Below are 16,283 nucleotides of genomic sequence, written 5' to 3'. Positions count from 1 at the left end.
ATGGATCCAATACAGTTACCTCTAGGTGTGCGTCTGCGTGATGATGCCACCTTTACCAATTTCTACCCAGGCGCTAATGCAGTGGCGCTTGGTTATGTAGAGCGTATTTGTGAGGCGGATGCAGATTGGGTTGAGAATCTTGTGTATTTATGGGGCAACTCAGGGGTAGGGCGTAGCCATTTATTACAAGCAGCCTGCATTCGTGTGCAAGATAGAGGCGATCGTGCTGTTTACTTGCCCTTTAGCATTGTGGCAGAGCATGGTATTCAAATTTTAGATAATTTAGAACTCTGTGAGCTGGTTTGCTTGGATGATATTCAAATGGTGGTTGGCAAACCAGAATGGGAAGAAGCCCTTTTCCATCTATTTAACCGCTTGCGTGATGCTGGTCGACACTTGCTAATAGGGGCTGACGCCTCACCCAAAAAATTGGGTATAAAGCTAGCCGACCTTGAATCACGCCTGAGTATGGCTTTAGTTTTTCAACTTCAAGCCTTAAGTGATAGCGATAAGTTACGTGCATTACAACTGCGTGCTTCACGTCGCGGCCTGCAGCTTTCTGATGAAGTTGGTAACTTCATTTTAACCCGTGGGGAACGCAGCATGGCCAGCCTTTTTGATATTCTCGAACAGTTAGATCAAGCCTCACTACAAGCGCAGCGTAAGTTAACAGTGCCTTTTGTTAAAGCTGTATTGAAGTGGTAATTTTAAAATTTTGAAGATAATTGAATGAGTAAAAAAGATCAGGAACAACAGCTTGATGCTTCAAGCCTAAAAATTTATTTTCGCCTTTTAACCTACGTTAAACCTTATATTTTCTTCTTTGTTATAAGTATTGTTGGTTTTTTAATTTTCGCCTCTGCCCAACCAATGTTGGCGTATATCCTCAAATACTTTGTTGATGGCCTATCCGATCCTAGTGCAGCGCTATTTAAGGACATTCTATGGATGCCGCAGGTTCAGTTATTGCAGGCTGTTCCCTTGTTAATTGTATTTATTGCTATCTGGCAGGGAATTGGTACTTTTTTGGGTAACTTCTTCTTGGCCAAGGTCTCATTAGGTTTAGTGCATGATTTACGTGTTAAGCTTTTTAATAATCTGCTGACGTTACCCAACCAGTATTTTGATAATACGAACTCAGGGCACTTAGTTTCGCGTATTACCTATAATGTAACTATGGTTACAGGGGCTGCCACCGATGCCATTAAAGTTGTTGTACGTGAAGGTATGACAGTTGTATTTTTATTTGGCACTTTACTGTGGATGAATTGGAAACTGACACTGGTGATGGTTGCTATTTTGCCCGTGATTGCAGTGATGGTAAGTGTCGCTAGTAAGAAATTTCGCAAACACAGTAAAAAAATTCAATCAGCGATGGGAGATGTTACCCATGTTGCTTCTGAAACCATTCATAACTATCGCGTTGTACGTAGTTTTGGTGGCGAAACATATGAGAAAGAGCGCTTTTTAGAAGCCAGTGATAGCAATACTCATCGTCAACTCAGCATGGTGCGAACCAGCGCTATTTATACACCGTCATTGCAGATTGTGATTTATATGGCAATGGGGGTATTGATGTTTCTAGTGCTGTATTTACGTGGTGATTCTTCTCCAGGTGATCTGATTGCCTATATTACTATGGCCGGTCTACTGCCTAAGCCGATCCGTCAACTTTCTGAAGTAAGTTCAACCATTCAGCGCGGTGTTGCAGGTGCTGAAAGTATTTTTGAGCAGCTGGATGAAGTGCAGGAAACTGATCAGGGCACTAAAGTATTAGAGCAAGTTGAGGGGCGTTTAGAGGTTAAAAACTTAAGCTTTACCTATCCTGGTACAGAGCAAGCCGTTCTAAAAAACATTAGCTTTAGCGTAGAACCAGGGCAAATGGTTGCTTTGGTGGGACGTTCTGGAAGTGGTAAGTCAACGCTGGCTAATCTTATCCCGCGATTTTACCCTTATCAGCAGGGAGAAATACGTTTAGATGGTGAGTTAATTGAAGACCTTAGATTAACTAATTTACGCCACCATATGGCGCTGGTGACTCAGCAAGTATCTTTATTTAACGATACTGTTGCCAATAATATTGCGTATGGCGAACTTTCTGGCGCCTCTTTGGAGCAAGTGCAGCAAGCTGCTCAAGCCGCTTATGCCGATGAGTTTATTCAACGCATGCCAGACGGCTATGAAACACTTGTTGGGGAAAATGGCGTCTTATTGTCAGGCGGTCAACGCCAGCGTTTAGCCATTGCGCGTGCATTGTTAAAGGATGCACCTTTGCTCATTTTAGATGAAGCAACATCAGCACTGGATACTGAATCTGAACGTCATATTCAAGCTGCTTTAGATAATGCCACACAAAATAGAACAACATTGGTTATTGCTCACCGCCTTTCTACCATTGAAAAAGCGGATTTGATTTTGGTTATGGATCAAGGTGAGATTGTTGAGCGTGGCACGCATCAAGCGTTATTAGCGCTGGAAGGTTTCTACTTCAGTCTGCATGCTAAACAAAATGAAAAGGACGATATGGCTCAAGCACCTGCTTGAGCTGTTAGCGCTCTAGTGTACGCATGAGAATGCTGATTTTATCTAAGCTTTCCTGATATTCGTCCTTGATATCCGAATCGAGGACGATACCGCCACCGCCGAAACATTCAATAATGCCATTTTGTGCACGTAGAGTGCGTATGCAAATGGAGCTATCAAAGCGGTTTTGATTATCTAAATAAAATAATGAGCCGCAGTAAATACCGCGCTCACCTTGTTCAAGTTCTGCAATGATTTGCATGGCACGTATTTTCGGTGCGCCTGTAATAGAACCACCAGGGAAACAGTTGCCAAATAAGTCGAACACGCTAGATGTCGGCTTTAACTGGCCTGTAATAGTACTGACTAAATGGTGTACGTTTGGGTAGCTTTCAATAGCAAATAAACGAGGTACTTTAACGCTGCCAATAACACAGTCCTTAGCAATATCGTTACGCATTAAATCGACAATCATCAGGTTTTCTGCACGGTCTTTTTCGCTAAATGCCAGCTCATTGGCTAAGGCTTGATCTTCTAAGTAATCGAAAGCCCGTGGCCGCGTTCCTTTAATTGGCTTGGTTTCTACTTGACGTTGCTGGCAAAAGATAAAACGCTCAGGAGATAGACTTATGATAGCTTCATTTTCTGCAAGGCGTACAAAGCCTGCAAAAGGTGTGGGGCAGCTTTGTCGTAGTTGGCAATAGGCCTGCCAAGGATCGCCAGTATAAGACGCTGAAAAGCGCTGGGTGAAATTCACTTGGTAGCAGTCACCGGCCAAAATATAGTTTTGGATTGCGCTAAGTTTCTGGTTGTACTCAGCCTGTGTGATATCGGCAGTAAAGGGCGATAATAAGTTAAACGCTGTAGTGGTTTGGCGTTCTGTAATAGCCAGTAATTGAAACAGCTGATCAATAGATCCTTGATAATGTGGATGTACCATAAGCCAAGTTTTTTGTTGCTTATGGTCGCTAATCACTGCCCATTCATAAAGGCCAATACGTGCTACTTGAGGGCTTTGGCAAGGGCTATCAGCGCGGAACTCATAATTAAAAAAACCCAGTAATCCGCCGCTAAATGGGAGGTCATGCCAATTGCTAGCCGGTGCTTGTTGCTTGAGAAGCCTTTGCGCTCTTGCTAAAAAAGCTGAGCCAAGTTCACCGGTTTCAGGCTGAATTTGTGCTACAGGTAATGCTGAGCAAATATCATAACGCCCTTGGGCTATGGGCGCGCCTGAATCCAGCAAAATAGCCCCTTCTAGTTGCGCTAAAGCGGCAAAGTAGGTGGCTGGGTTAGTGGCATAGGGTAAGGGATGGTAAATACTCGTTAGCATAGTTTGTAGTAGTAAAACGCCCGCAAAGCGGGCGTTAATCTTTCAGAAGGAAGGATGTAGTTTACACTGTTGTAGGTAAGCTGGCTGCGAAGTGTTCTTGGGAGAACTTAACGCGCTCTTCAACACTTTCTTTGACATCATTTTTCTTCAACTCAGCTAAATGGCGCTCTACCGCATGGGTGCGTAAAGTAAGCCCAGTGTCATTAGCGATTTGAATGTTTAGGCCAGGGCGGGCATTAATTTCAAGAATCAGAGGCCCTTTTTCTTGATCAAGAACCATATCCACACCAATGTATCCTAAGCCGCAGAGTTCATAACAACTGGCGGCTAAGTTGATGAAACCTTGCCAGTCAGGCAATTGAACGCCGGCTACATCATTTGCTGTATCAGGATGCTTGGTAATAATATTATTTAGCCAAGTACCTTTTAGGGTAAGCCCTGTTTTTAGATCCACACCAACGCCAATAGCGCCTTGGTGTAGGTTAGCTTTGCCATTCGATTGGCGAGTAGGTAAACGTAACATAGCCATAACAGGGTAGCCCATTAGGACAATAATACGGATATCTGGAACACCTTCGTAACTGATGCTTTTGAAAATAGGGTCAGGTGATACACGGTATTCAATGAGTGCGCGATCACGCGCGCCACCTAGTGAGTAAAGCCCAGTGAGAATATTAGAAAGCTGATATTCCAATTCATCATGGGAAACAATTTTGCCTGAAACAGTTTTATAACGACCTTCAAAGCGGTCAGCGATAACAATAATGCCATCGCCGCCAGCACCTTGAGCAGGTTTGATTACAAAGTCCTTATGTTGAGAAACAATTTTCTCAAGGTTTGAAATCTCTTTCTCAGTCGAAATAATGCCATACATTTCAGGCACATGAATGCCGCACTCGATGGCCCGTTGTTTGGTTAGAATCTTGTCATCAACGTAGGGGTACAGATTACGTTTATTGTATTTTAAAACATAGTCTGCGTTACGGCGGTTGATGCCCATAATACCGCGCTCATTGAGCTGTTTCCATGTTTTGAATAATCCGAACATGGCGTTATTCCTTCACGAACGCTTTAAAGCGGAATAACTCGGTTAAGCGGTAGCCGCGGTAACGTCCCATTGCCAACATAAAGCCAATTAAGACTAATAAGATGCCAGGGAAGGTAAAGATAAAGTAACTTAGCTGCGGCAGGCTCATTAAGTAATAAGCTAAGGCAGCAGCAATTAATGTGCCTATGGCTACTTTAAAGGCTGTTGAGCCACCACGCTCTTCCCATGTAATAGATAGACGCTCAATCGTCATGGTTAAGATAACCATTGGGAATAATGCAACTGATAATCCACGCTCAATACCGAGCTTGTAGCTGAGCAAGCTGATAACCGCCATTAAAATAACCACAAAGGTTAAAACAACCGATAGCCTCGGTAGCATTTGCAGCTTCAGATGTTCTAAATAGGAACGTAAGGATAAGCCCAATGCTGTAATAATAGTAAATAGCAAAATACCGTAGCCCAGCTGTGTTTCACGGAAAGCTAAAGCAATCAGTACAGGGGTAAAGGTACCTAAGGTCTGTAAGCCACCAATGTTACGTAGAATCAAAATCACTAATACGCCAATTGGAATCATTACCATGATTTTGAACGCTTGCTGGCTTTGCAGTGGCAACTCATACATAGGGTAACCCATAGCGCTAGCGTCGCTGCCTTTTAGCAGTAAAGCAGCTTGCTCACTTTGAGTAACGGTATAGCTGATATTAGGCTTGTTAACAGTGCCTTCTGCTGTGAGTAGAGGAGCATCGCCTAACCACCAAATTAAACGATCTTTAGGTAAACCAGACTGGCTTGTTTCAGGATTGAAATATAGCCATTGCTTGCCGTTATAGCTACGAATCCAAAGGTCTTGAGATTGTTGATGGCTAGTAGATAAACGTAAGGTATGTACACGCTGCATTGGCACATGAGCTACGGAAAGCAGTAGTTCTAGTACTCGTACTTTATTTTCTGTTGAAGTGTCATTAGCTAACAATAGCTTGACGTTATCATCATTCGTGTTATTCACCCGCTTGATGGCTTCACTAATAAAGGTTTCAAGGTCCGCAGAGTGTTGGCGAATTGGCGATAATAGTGCTTCTACCGCAATTTTTTCAGCCCCTTCAACAGGCAGGCTGTCACGGAATGTAGGGCCTTTACTATCGGTTTGGTCATAGCGCTGTGCAAGCACTACTCGATAATAAAGGGACTGTTTTCCATTTGCACGGCGTGAAGACCAAGTTACTTTACGGTTGTCATCACTACGATTTACCGTAACACCATAGTTATTTGAAACAAAATGCTCAGCCATACTCATAAAGTCTTGAGTAAGCGGCGGAATATGCATTTGCACTTTAACGGGGTCACGGTTATTGGCATTGAAGTCAAGTTTGGCTTCAACAGTCCATAGCGTGTTAGTTTCAGTTTCTGTAACAGGTACTTTCAGCACAAAAATCTGATAGCAAGTTGCGACGGCACCTAAGGTTACCAGTACAAAAATCAGAATTTTGAGATGAAGAGTTAATGAGCGCATGATAATTACTCAGCTTCAGGTTCAGTTTTAATAGTGCAGTCAGGTTTGCCAGCCGCATACTTCAAACTAGGGTCAATAATTGCTTTAAATTGTTTCAATGCACTTGAGCCAATTAAAACAGGGTATTGGAAAGAGGTTCGGTCAGTTAAGTTCATTTCAATTAACTGCTTGCTGTTACCCATACAGAGTTCAACTTCAATAACTGGACGAGAGCTATGGGTATCCTCATCATCATCTGGGATGTCGTCAGCACGGCGTTTAATGCGGCTGATACGTGAAATAGGACGCTCAAATACTTCATCTGAGGCGCCTTCAATAGCCAACGTAAAACGGACCCAATCCTCACCATCTTTGGTGAATTGTTCAATATTGTGAGCGCTAAGGGATGAAGTGGCTGCTCCTGTATCCAGTTTGGCAGGTGCCTCAAGATTTAGTGAGGGAAGGCTAACATGTTCATTAAGCCCATAAATTGTTTTAGTCAAAGGCATACTGCTACCGAAGGCGTTTAGTGCGAATAGGCTGCAACATAAAGCAAAAAATCGAATCTTCATAAGTACCTAAGTAACTGCTGTTTGGGAAAGATAGCATTATCTTTGTTTTGCGTGTAAACACACACTTAATGGCGGACTATTCTAATCTTCCTGATTAAAAATAACCATGAGTATAGCGAAGGCTATTCAAAGTATAAAATAGCTAGTGATAAGCTAAATGCGGGCGTATTCTGGCAGAAAATACCCCAATATGCCTATCCTATATGTAGCCGCATGTCTCATATGAAAAGAGATGTGCTTATGAGTTCAAAAAAATATAGTTAAGAACCCTAACTGTGACCAATACTACAGAATCATTACAAAATAGCTCAACATTAGCAGAGCAGGTATTTAAACGCTTACAAAAAGCTATTATTGCAGGCGATATAGCGCCAGGCAGCAAGATTTCAGAACCAGAATTATCCAAAGCCTATGGCATTAGCCGTGGACCTTTACGTGAAGCTCTCCATCGTTTAGAAGGGCAGCGGTTACTGGTGCGTGTACCTCATGTAGGTGCGCGAGTGGTATCTTTAACAGCGGCTGAATTAATAGAGCTATATGAGATTCGTGAGTCGTTAGAAAGTATGGCATGCCGCTTAGCTGCCCAACGTATGACAGCAACGGAAATAGCTCAATTACGCACCTTGCTTTATGCCCATGAGCAAGATGCTTCTTTTCAGGCTGGAACAGGCTACTATCAACAAGAAGGCGACTATGATTTTCATTATCGCGTGATACAGGGCAGTGGTAATAAGATGCTAACTAAATTGTTATGTGATGAGCTCTATCATCTCGTGCGTATGTACCGTATACGTTTTTCTACCACACCGAATCGACCCGCCCAAGCTTATGTTGAGCATCATCGTATTTTAGATGCTATTGCAGAAGGCGATGGGGAATTAGCAGAGCTATTAATGCGTCGTCATATTGCCGCTTCTAGGAAAAATATTGAGAATTATTACGCGCAGCAAAGCAAACCTAAGTAGAAAAATATGACTCTATAGTCTACGACTTTAGAACAAATTTAAATGCCTTCTATTTTTGTAACTCATTGATATATAAATATTTTTAAGTACACCTAGAGTGTATGTGGCTATAGTCGTATAGCCGTCCTTCAGCGCAAGCACACATATTACCAATAACAGTTTAATCATTTTACAAAGCACAAATTAGTAAGGCAGTAGGACTTCAAGGCTTAACAGTTGCGCTCAGTGAGTATATGCAAAATGAAAGCAGAGAACTCTTTTGCTGTTTGCTAAGCGGGCTTTGCAATCGCTTGATAAAAAGAGGAATACAATAATGGCAACTGCAAAAAAACTGACTGGTGCTGGGCTTCGTGGGCAAATTGCTGGGCAAACTTCGCTGTCCACTGTTGGTAAAGAAGGGGCAGGCTTAACGTATCGTGGGTATGACGTACGTGAATTAGCACGTGAATGTCAGTTTGAAGAAGTCGCTTATTTATTGTTATATGGCGAGCTGCCTAGTGAGGCTCAGCTAGCTGATTATCAGGCACGTTTACAGCAAATGCGTGATTTGCCAAGTGCATTAAAAGAAGTATTAGAACGTATTCCTGCGTCTGCACATCCTATGGATGTAATGCGTGTGGGCTGTGCGACTTTGGGCACATTAATTCCTGAAAGCTCTTTTGCTGACCAAAATATAGTCGCAGACCGTTTATTAGCTGCTTTTCCAGCCATTCTGTTGTACTGGTATCATTACAGTCATTCAGGTAAGCGTATTGAATGTTCAACCAATGAACCAGATATTGGTGGTCATTTCCTCGCTTTATTGCATGGTCATTCACCTAGTGATTTACATCGTCGCGTAATGAATGTTTCATTAATTCTTTATGCAGAGCATGAGTTTAATGCTTCAACCTTTACTGCACGTGTTTGTGCCTCTACATGGTCAGATATGTATTCATGTGTAACTGGCGCTATTGGTTCGTTACGTGGACCTTTGCATGGAGGTGCTAACGAAGCCGCAATGGACTTGATTGAAAGCTTTAGCAGTGTGGAGCAAGCAGAAGCTGGCATTTTGCAAATGATGGCAGAAAAACAATTGATCATGGGCTTTGGTCATGCCATTTATAGCGAGTCTGACCCGCGCAATGAAGTCATTAAAGTTTGGGCTATGACCTTAGGGCAAGAAGTGGGTGATGATCTATTAGTGCCTGTATCACAAAAAATCGAACAACTAATGTGGGATAAAAAACGCTTATTCCCCAATGCAGATTTCTACCATGCCAGCGCTTATAACTTTATGGGTATTCCAACTAAGTTATTTACCCCTATTTTTGTTTGTTCACGCACGGCTGGCTGGGCAGCGCATGTGATTGAGCAGCGTTCAAATAACCGTATTATTCGTCCAAGTGCTGAATATGTAGGTGTTGAGCAACGCCATGTTACCCCACTAAACCAACGTAAATCGGCATAGGCTAAAAAGAATAAAAACCATAAAATAATGATCAAATAGCTTGTTTGTTGCTAGGTTGGATATTAGTTTAGAAGGCTGCCTTGTGCAGCCTTTTTTATGCCTGTAGGAAACTCATTATGTTCACATTTAATTTTAATGAAGTCATAGATCGTACTCACTCAGACAGTGAGAAGTGGCATAAATATGCTAATCAAGATGTGATTCCACTCTGGGTTGCAGATGTTGATTTTAAATCTCCACCAGCGGTTATTGAGGCACTGCAAACGCGTGTGGCACAAGGTGTATTTGGCTATGGCTATACGCCTCCAGAATTGATTGAAGTAATTGTTGAGCGTATGCATAAGCTCTATGACTGGAAAATTCAACCAGACTGGTTGGTGTTTCTCCCAGGCTTGGTGTGTGGTTTAAATTTATCTGTTCGAGCCTTTACCAAAGAAGGCGATCAAGTGATTACGCCTAATCCAGTGTATGGACCTTTTCAGCGCGCAGTTCGCCAGCAGCAACGTCAATTAGTAAAAGCACCACAAATACTGCAAGACACACGCTGGGTTATAGATCTTCAGGCTTGTGAACCTGCGGTAGAAGCTAGCGCCTCTATGATGATTTTATGCAATCCACACAACCCTGGCGGTACTGTTTATACTCGAGAAGAATTAACAACTCAGCTGGCATTTGCACAACAGCATAATCTTGTTATTTGTTCAGATGAGATTCATTGTGATCTTATCTTAGATAAAAAGGCGCGTCATATCCCTATAGCCTCATTAAGTCCCGATGCGGAACAACGCACTATTACGTTAATGGCGCCTTCTAAAACCTTTAATATTGCTGGTTTAGGTGCTTCTTTTGCGATTATTCCTAACGCACAATTGCGTAAAGCCTTTTGCCAAGAGAGACTAGGCTTTGTACCAAGTGTTGATATTTTAGCCTATGTTGCGGCAACAGCAGCTTATCGAGATGGGCAAGCTTGGCTTGAAGCACAATTAGATTATCTTCGGGGCAATTATCAACTAGTGCTGGAAAAAGTTAATCAAATGAAAGGTTTGCAATTGCAGCCGTTTGCCGCAACCTATTTGGCATGGATTGATGCCTCGGCGTTACCAGTGGCTAATCCACAAGCTTTTTTTGAACAGGCTGGCGTTGGCTTATCTGCGGGTAGTGAGTTTGGTGATCGACAGTTTTTACGCTTGAATTTCGGTTGCTCACGTCGCTTGCTGGAAACGGCTTTAGAACGTATGCAAAAGGCAATTGAACAACTATAAAAGAGAGCAAGATAGGTCAAGTTTTCATAAAGTTTGTTTGGCAAAGTAGCGGTTATGGAGGCTGCGATGACAAAGAAACAGCATGATATTTATACCCAGCGTTTTGCCAAGGTGCTGCACTATATAGAACAGCATTTGGATGAAACGCTAAGTGTAGAAAGCCTAAGTTGTGAGGCGCATTTTTCTGTATTTCATTTCCATCGACTATTTTCTGCGTATTACGGTGTTTCTGTAGGGCGCTACATTCAATGGTTGAAATTAAAACGTGCGTCTTATCAGTTGGCCTTTAATCATCATCAAAAAATTATTGATATTGCATTAGCGGCAGGCTTTCAAAGTCCTGAATCTTTCACGCGTGCCTTCAAACAAGCTTGCGGACAAAGCCCTAGACAGTTTCGTCAACAGCCAAACTGGCTGCAATGGCATGCCCGTAAGCCTAATCCTAATTATCAGAAGGTGCAGGTTATGGACGTAAAAATAGTTAATTTCCCAGAAACAAAGGTAGCTACTATTGAGCATAGAGGGGCGATAGAGTTAATTTTCCAGACAGCGGCAACGTTTTTTGAATGGCGAAAAGCAACAGGTTTATCGCCTGTGGCAACTAGTCAAACTTATGCTTTGGCGCCTTGCGACCCTCAAACCACAGAACCTAAAGATTTTAGATTCTCGCTGTGTGGAAGTGTTACCCAAGCAATTGATGAAAATAATAGTTATGGCATCAAAAACGCTGTTATTCCAGCAGGGCGTTGTGCTGTTGCTCGGCATTTAGGTTCGCATGATCGAATTAGTGATACGGCCTATTACTTGTACCGTCAATGGCTGTTAGAAACAGGTGAGCAATTGCGGGATTACCCTTTATTCTTTCAGTATCACAACTTTATTTATGATGTGGCTGAACATGAATTGGTGACAGATGTCTATTTGCCACTGGTATAACTCATGTCATCTAATAAAAGAGACGAACGCTTGCCACATGGCAAGCGTTTTTATTGTGGGAATTTTGTTTAATGCTGCAAAAAATAGATCATTATTTGCTCAACTTGCCAGCTAGCCAATGGACAGGGTTTAAACGCTTTTGCTTAGAGTTTGTTTTCTTTGGTATTAAAGAAGCGCGTGCCTGCTTATTTGCAGGCTTTTTCTTTTTAGCCTTGTTTCTAGTGCCAAAACAAGGTGTTTTAGGGCTGCCCCGCTATGATTTTTTATTACTATTAGCTGTCAGTTTTCAGTTGTTGATGCTTTGGCGTAGGTTGGAAACTTGGGATGAGTTTAAAGCTATCTGTGTGTTTCATGTGGTAGGTTTTGTCATGGAGCTATTTAAAACCTCTAGTGCTATTAGCTCATGGCAGTATCCAGATTTTGCCTACACCAAATTGTTTGGTGTGCCACTATTTACAGGGTTTATGTATGCTGCCGTCGGTAGTTATATTATTCAGGCTTGGCGCTTCTTGCAGGTGCGTATTGAGTTTTTCCCGTCTTATTGGTTGGCCACCTTAACTGCTATTTTAATTTACTTAAATTTTTTCACGCATCACTTTATTGGTGACTATCGCTGGTATTTAACAGCTTTTATTTTTGGCTTGTATGCGCGTACCTTTGTGTATTTCACGCCCTATGATAAAGAACGTAAAATGCCCTTGTTACTAGGTTTTATATTAATTGGTTTCTTTATTTGGCTGGCTGAAAACTTTGGTACATTTTTTGGTGTTTGGCAATATCCAGATCAACTAGGTGCATGGTCAGTGGTGCATGTGGGTAAGTGGATGTCATGGTCATTATTGGTCATAGTCACCTTTACTATTGTGGCCTATTTAAAACATATTAAAGCAACTATTACTGTTGCTAAATAATCAGCAAAAAGATTAATTCCCGTCATTACTTTTCTCTTTTGGTAAGATAAGGTTTGTTTCTCAACGCTAAGATGAAAGGTCACTGTTTTACATGAGCACAACCAAAAATGTGTTAGTCGTTGGCGCGCGTGGGTTTATTGCTGGCTATATTATTGCCGCCTTAGAGCAGGCAGGCTTTAATGTATTGCGTGGCGTGCGCAAAGCCAATGGTGAGCTTAGAGAGAATGAGCGCTATTGTGATTACAGCGCAATGAATACGGCACAAGAATGGCTGCCAAGCCTAAAAGATGTTGATGTGGTTGTTAATGCGGCCGGTATTCTACGTGAAACAGCTACGCAAAAATTTAAAGCTATTCATATTGTAGGGCCTTTAACGCTTGCAGATGCCTGTACACAAGCTGGTGTTAACCAGTTTATTCAAATTTCTGTATTAGGCAGTGCAGAAGATGGTGAATTTTTAGCGACCAAGCACGAGTTTGATCAACGCTTATTAGCCTTGCCATTAAAATCTGTTGTTTTACGCCCTTCGCTGGTTTACTCCAGTAGTGGCTCTTACGGTGGAACCTCGCTATTGCGAGCTATTGCTGGCTTTCCGTTAGTGGCTTTACAGCCAAGTGATGGTCATTGGCCGATGCAACCCATTGCCTGTGAAGATGTAGCACAACTGGTTGTACATGCCATTATAAATCAAACGCAAGGTCTGTTTGAGGCAGGCGGGCCAGAAGTTATGAGCCTGCATGAATACCAAATGCAATGGCGACGTTGGCTTAATATTGCAGGAAAAAAGGTTATTCCTTTCCCCCAGTGGTTTATTGCTGCACAGGTTAAGGTTTCTGATGTGATAGGTTCTGGCCCTATTGGCCAAACTATGTGGCGTATGTTGCAACGAGGTAATGTTGCGCAGCCACAAGCCTATGAAAAGCTAGCAAAAGACATTGGTTATAGTCCTAAATCACTAAAGCAAAATCTTAGTGCTCGCCCTAGTCAAGTACAAGATCGCTGGCATGCCCAGTTATATTTTTTAGCGCCTACTTTGCGCGTGATGCTGATTCTTGTCTGGTTAATTAGTGGTTACTTAGGACTGTTTACCGACGCTGGGCAAATTCAAGCTATGGCGATGAATTCCTTTTTAGAGAATTGGCAGCCTGCGCTTATGGCACGTATTTTTGGTGTATTTGACTTGTTGCTTGCGATTTGGCTAGCCACACCTTGGCGAACGCGTTGGGCCATTGGCTTAATGGGAGCAAGTGTTATTGGTTATAGTATTGTTTTAGGCATAACAGCCCCTTTATTGTGGCTGGATCCTTTAGCAGGGTTGGCTAAAAATCTGGTGCTAATTCCAGCTATTGCAGCACTTTGGATAATGACGGATCGTCGTTAATGCTGTACTTATTGCTAAAGTGGCTGCATATCTTGTCAGCCACTGTGTTAATGGGAACAGGTATTGGTATTGCTTTCTTTATGCTAATCGCACATTTGCGCCAAGATGTTGCACATATAGCACAGACGGCACGTACTGTGGTTATTGCCGATACTGTATTTACCGCTCCCGCAGCAATTGTGCAATTAGTGACGGGGCTGGGATTGGTGCATCTGATGGGGCTTTCACTGACTACTGGGTGGATTTTCTCCGCGTTATGGCTGTATTTTGCAGTGGGAGCTTGCTGGTTGCCTGTACTTTGGTTGCAACTGAAAATGCGCAATTTAGCCATGCAAGCGGCTGAGGAAAACCAGCCGATGCCTAACCAATATTATAAGTACACGCGTTATTGGATAGCCTTAGGCTGTCCTGCGTTTATCATGATGCTTATTATTTTTTATTGCATGGTATTTAAAGAGTTGGCTTTTACTTAATGGAGGCTGCGAGATAACCAAAAAGCCTGCTTAATTGGCTTTATACATAGCTAGCAGGTAATAAAGTAAAGACAAAATATATGCTATCCGTCAGTTATTCCAGATTAGCTTTACTGATCTGCACGCGCTAAAGCCTGGTGCGTTTAGAACAACGTACTTAAACAATATTCAATGAGAACGTTTTCTCCAGCACAGAGTAGTAGGTTCAAATAATAATGCCTTATTGTCGATAGGCATCAAAAAAATGTGACTAACTGTTAGCGTCTTGCTTAACAATACCTAAACAAAACTTATTTATTAGTCAAAAAACTAACCAGTGCGCATTCAGTGCTGCCAATCACTAATCTGCTCACGTAAAATAGAGTTCGAATTTTTTCAGTATTGTTTTTATTTGAAAGAGCTAAAGCTTAGTAATAATTAAAAACTTTAAACTAAGTCTTTGGTTGTCTTATGATCAAGGATGTCGAGATTATATGCAGTCCTCAGTTAAAGCCTACTTAAATCCCAGAAACCTATTGTGGCTTATGCTGGCTTTAGTGCTAGTGCGTTTATTATTGGCGTACTTTTTACCTATTGCAGACACCACAGAAGCACGTTATGGCGAAATTGCGCGCAAGATTTTAGAGCGTCAAGATTGGATTGTGCTATGGCATGGCGATGAGGATCCTTTTTGGGGGAAACCACCCTTAGCCTTTTGGCTTTCGGCGATCAGTATGGCGCTATTTGGAGTTAATGAGTTTGCAGCGCGCTTACCAGCATTTATCTTAAGTTTAGGAACAATCGCTTTAGTGATGCACTTTGCAGCAATCCAAAAGCGCCAGCTAGATTATGCTTTGACTAGCGGATTAGTATTGTTCAGTAGCCTGTTATTCTTTTTGTTTTCCGCCACTGTGATGACGGATATCGCCTTAATCTTCTGCATTACTTTAAGCCAAATTAGTTTTTGGTATGCCATGACAGACAAGGGCCGCGTGTGGCGTTATGTATTTTTTGCAGGACTGGGCTTTGGCTTATTAGCTAAAGGGCCGTTAGCTGTTGTTTTGGTAGGTTTTCCTATTTTCTTTTGGGTGCTTATTCGTAACCAATGGCTTATGTTATGGAAAAAACTTCCTTGGATTACGGGCACCTTATTAGCGGCCTTTATTGCTGTGCCGTGGTACGTAATGGCTGAGCAACAAAGCCCTGGTTTTTTAAATTACTTTATTATTGGCGAGCATTTTGGGCGCTTTCTCGATGCCGGTTGGGAGGGTGACCGTTATGGTTGGGCGCATGAAACCGCACGTGGTGCAATTTGGGAATATTTTTTACTTGCGATTTTACCTTGGTGCTTAGGCTTGCTACGTTTGAGCAAAAGTCGACAAGTGCTAAGCCAAGTGCTGCCTAAAGCCAAGCAGCATATACAAGATGATTGGTTGTTCTATGTTTTCTTATGGATGCTGGCTAGCCTGTTATTTTTTACTCTATCACGCAATATTATTCTGCCTTATGTATTGCCAGCATTGCCGCCAGCAGCTTTGTTACTCACAGAGTATTTGTATAGTGAAAATGAAAAGTTTCGCCGCATCTTGGTCTTGCTAGGTAGTGGTCTCACCTTAGTATTAGGTGTGGTGCTATTAGTTGCGTTAACCATGCCAAGTACTTTAAGCAAGTTTAATACGTATAAACCCGTAGTGCAGTTGCTCAAAACAGAAGACTATAACAGGTTATATATTTGGCAAAAACGCAATTTTTCCGCCGAGTTTTATACTGGCAATAAAGTGCAATATGTAGCAGACAGCACGGCATTACAGCAATTAATTAATCAACAACAACCTTTCTATTTGGTCGTACGCGAAAAAGAGTTGGCACAGTTAGGTCAAGTTCGCGAGCAACTAACGAGCTGGTTAAATCTAAAAGTGGATGGAAAGGCGCATGTTATTTTGACTTATAAGGTGAATTAA

Annotated in this window: 14 protein-coding genes; 10 read left to right on the top strand and 4 right to left on the bottom strand. The window is 42.2% G+C overall.

Annotated elements, in window-relative coordinates; all coding sequences use genetic code 11:
- Both hda and msbA read left to right on the top strand, forming a co-directional pair.
- Window positions 1–705 carry a DnaA regulatory inactivator Hda gene (gene hda / locus VQ643_RS08105; RefSeq protein WP_414199108.1) on the top strand — a complete coding sequence of 235 codons (705 nt, stop codon included), beginning with the start codon at window positions 1–3 and terminating at the stop codon, window positions 703–705.
- A gap of 24 nt (window positions 706–729) precedes the next feature.
- The gene (gene msbA, locus VQ643_RS08100; RefSeq protein WP_414199107.1) at window positions 730–2,544 is read left to right on the top strand and encodes a lipid A export permease/ATP-binding protein MsbA; all 1,815 of its coding nucleotides are present in this window, start codon (window positions 730–732) and stop codon (window positions 2,542–2,544) included.
- A gap of 4 nt (window positions 2,545–2,548) precedes the next feature.
- Here msbA and pabB read toward each other — a convergent pair whose 3' ends face one another.
- The 4 genes from pabB to VQ643_RS08080 form a co-directional block, all read right to left on the bottom strand.
- The gene (gene pabB / locus VQ643_RS08095) at window positions 2,549–3,853 is read right to left on the bottom strand and encodes an aminodeoxychorismate synthase component I (protein WP_414199105.1); all 1,305 of its coding nucleotides are present in this window, start codon (window positions 3,851–3,853) and stop codon (window positions 2,549–2,551) included.
- Window positions 3,854–3,914: 61 nt separating this feature from the next.
- Window positions 3,915–4,901: an alpha-L-glutamate ligase-like protein gene (locus VQ643_RS08090; protein ID WP_414199104.1), complete on the bottom strand. Its 987-nt coding sequence runs from the start codon at window positions 4,899–4,901 to the stop codon at window positions 3,915–3,917.
- A gap of 4 nt (window positions 4,902–4,905) precedes the next feature.
- On the bottom strand, window positions 4,906–6,414 hold the full coding sequence (locus VQ643_RS08085) for an inactive transglutaminase family protein (RefSeq protein WP_414199102.1): 1,509 nt from the start codon (window positions 6,412–6,414) through the stop codon (window positions 4,906–4,908).
- Between the two features lie 5 nt (window positions 6,415–6,419).
- On the bottom strand, window positions 6,420–6,965 hold the full coding sequence (locus tag VQ643_RS08080; protein ID WP_414199101.1) for an ATP-dependent zinc protease: 546 nt from the start codon (window positions 6,963–6,965) through the stop codon (window positions 6,420–6,422).
- 275 nt (window positions 6,966–7,240) lie between these two features.
- Between VQ643_RS08080 and VQ643_RS08075 the strand changes: the two genes are divergently transcribed.
- From VQ643_RS08075 to VQ643_RS08040, 8 genes are all read left to right on the top strand, one after another.
- The gene (locus VQ643_RS08075) at window positions 7,241–7,930 is read left to right on the top strand and encodes a GntR family transcriptional regulator (RefSeq protein WP_414199099.1); all 690 of its coding nucleotides are present in this window, start codon (window positions 7,241–7,243) and stop codon (window positions 7,928–7,930) included.
- Window positions 7,931–8,243: 313 nt separating this feature from the next.
- On the top strand, window positions 8,244–9,380 hold the full coding sequence (prpC, locus tag VQ643_RS08070; protein WP_414199098.1) for a 2-methylcitrate synthase: 1,137 nt from the start codon (window positions 8,244–8,246) through the stop codon (window positions 9,378–9,380).
- A 116-nt stretch (window positions 9,381–9,496) separates the two neighbouring features.
- Window positions 9,497–10,642, top strand: a complete 1,146-nt coding sequence (locus VQ643_RS08065; RefSeq protein ID WP_414199097.1) for a MalY/PatB family protein — start codon at window positions 9,497–9,499, stop codon at window positions 10,640–10,642.
- A gap of 66 nt (window positions 10,643–10,708) precedes the next feature.
- Window positions 10,709–11,578 (top strand): AraC family transcriptional regulator, encoded by an 870-nt coding sequence (locus VQ643_RS08060; protein WP_414199095.1) that lies wholly within the window; start codon window positions 10,709–10,711, stop codon window positions 11,576–11,578.
- Between the two features lie 71 nt (window positions 11,579–11,649).
- Complete coding sequence (locus VQ643_RS08055) at window positions 11,650–12,489, top strand: DUF817 domain-containing protein (RefSeq protein WP_414199093.1); 840 nt, start codon at window positions 11,650–11,652, stop codon at window positions 12,487–12,489.
- 91 nt (window positions 12,490–12,580) lie between these two features.
- Window positions 12,581–13,870, top strand: a complete 1,290-nt coding sequence (locus VQ643_RS08050) for an SDR family oxidoreductase (protein ID WP_414199091.1) — start codon at window positions 12,581–12,583, stop codon at window positions 13,868–13,870.
- Window positions 13,870–14,343: a DUF2269 family protein gene (locus tag VQ643_RS08045; protein ID WP_414199090.1), complete on the top strand. Its 474-nt coding sequence runs from the start codon at window positions 13,870–13,872 to the stop codon at window positions 14,341–14,343. The genes VQ643_RS08050 and VQ643_RS08045 overlap by 1 nt, the downstream gene beginning before the upstream one ends.
- 473 nt (window positions 14,344–14,816) lie before the next feature.
- Window positions 14,817–16,283 carry an ArnT family glycosyltransferase gene (locus tag VQ643_RS08040; protein WP_414199089.1) on the top strand — a complete coding sequence of 489 codons (1,467 nt, stop codon included), beginning with the start codon at window positions 14,817–14,819 and terminating at the stop codon, window positions 16,281–16,283.

Origin of the sequence: Pseudomonas sp. F1_0610, assembly GCF_047470865.1 — a bacterium.
GTDB lineage: Bacteria > Pseudomonadota > Gammaproteobacteria > Pseudomonadales > Pseudomonadaceae > JAZDRH01.
The sequence above is the reverse complement of the archived record's forward strand: the minus strand, read 5'-3'. Positions and strand labels throughout refer to the sequence as shown.